This is a genomic window from Endozoicomonas ascidiicola, assembly GCF_001646945.1.
GTDB lineage: Bacteria > Pseudomonadota > Gammaproteobacteria > Pseudomonadales > Endozoicomonadaceae > Endozoicomonas > Endozoicomonas ascidiicola.
Window position 1 is genome coordinate 1 of record NZ_LUTV01000030.1, and the last position, 1,684, is coordinate 1,684.

The window sequence follows — 1,684 nt, forward strand, 5'->3', positions numbered from 1 at the left end:
ATTTCCTGCTAGCTCCTCAGATTTGCAAAGTCTCTGTGTTGGACTCCCTACCTGTAGTCACGCGACTTGTAACAGATGGAAAGCTATATAAGCACTTCATATTAAGCAAAGAGCTGTCAATAAATCATTTATAGTGTTGGTTATCATGATGGACAACATACACTTTACTCTAGGCTCCAACGGTTGCAGCATTAAAGAATGTGAAATGCCGAGCGGAAATTCAACTATACAACCGAGTATGTTCGGAAGGTCAGTGCAAATACAAGAGGCAGAATCAGCAGATTACTTCAACCTGTCGCACGCCAATGAAAACACCCATGACTTGTCGTGTGGCTTGACCCAATATTCTTCAGTCGAATCCATATTCCCTAGCTGTCAGACTCCAAATAATCCAGACTATTTTGACCTCCCTGTAACTCACGATGAGTTTGTACCTTTAGAAGATATAGAACCAACATTTTATTATAACGAAAATGAAGCAGAATCAAACACTGCTTCACACACGAAATCTACGCTTTTCCCAGAAAGTTATTCCGTATATTCAGACGTTGTAGAATATCCTCGGTYAACTCCCCCCCTCCCGATTGATGTACGCATCAGCAATACTGCATATAGACCAGTAGCGATAGTAAAGCCTACACATGAGCACGCTAAACAACAAACTAAGGAAGAAGCTGCAGGGGAATCCCCTTGCCCTTTAAATGTCACCAAGCAGTCCAAGAGTCGAAAAGACTCTTGGACTGCTTACCGACAGAARTATAAGGCTTACCAGAAGGCTTACCAGAAGGCTTCCCAGAAGGCTTCCCAGAAGGCTTACCAACAATCAGTGAAATATAAGGCGTACCAGAAGGCTTACCGACAATCAGAGAAATGTAAGGCTTACCGACAATCAGAGAAATATAAGACTAACCAGAAGGCTTACCAGAAGGCTTATCATGATGTTCTATCAAGAACAGGCGATAGAGAACAGGCAAAAATTGCAGCTAAAAATGCTTCAGCTGCAGTTTTGAATCAGAGCAAAAAATGAGCAGCTAACGCCAAAATGTGCGGCGCGTCCGGTGGAGCGCAGCGGAACGAACTCGATTTTTTTGTTAGCTGCGCACGCCCGTAAAATGGTTAAACTGTGATGAAGACCTGAAGCGAAACTACTGGCAACATTGCACCAAGCCAACAGTTTCTGTCACTGAAAACTCACTGTTTTCCATAATTGAACTAGATTTCCTGCTAGCTCCTGAGATTTGCAAAGTCTCTGTGTTGGACTCCCTACCTGTAGTCACGCGACTTGTAACAGATGGAAAGCTATATAAGCACATCATATTAAGCAAAGAGCTGCCAATAAATCATTTATAGTGTGGGTTATCATGATGGACAACATACACTTTACTCTAGGCTCCAACGGTTGCAGCATTAAGGAATGCGAAATACCGAGCCGAAATTCAACTATACAACCGAGCATGTTTGGAAGGTCAGTGCAAATACAAGAGGCAGAATCAGCAGATTACTTCAACCTGTCGCACGCTGATGAAAACACCTATGACTTGTCGTATGGCTTTACCCAATGCTCTTCGGTAGAATCCATATTCCCAAGCCGTCATACTCCAAATAATTCAGACTATTTTGACCTGCCTGTAACTCACGATGAGTTGGTACCTTTAGAAGATATAGAACCAACATTTTATTATAA

2 protein-coding genes are annotated in these 1,684 nt (G+C 42.4%); both read left to right on the forward strand.

From position 1 onward, the window contains the following. The first annotated feature begins 253 nt into the window (after positions 1-253). The gene (locus tag AKL11_RS24320; protein WP_157673762.1) at positions 254-1,027 is read left to right on the forward strand and encodes a hypothetical protein; all 774 of its coding nucleotides are present in this window, start codon (positions 254-256) and stop codon (positions 1,025-1,027) included. A gap of 442 nt (positions 1,028-1,469) precedes the next feature. After that, positions 1,470-1,684, forward strand: a 215-nt coding sequence (locus AKL11_RS26135; RefSeq protein WP_216636852.1) for a hypothetical protein, incomplete at its 3' end; no start/stop codon positions are given.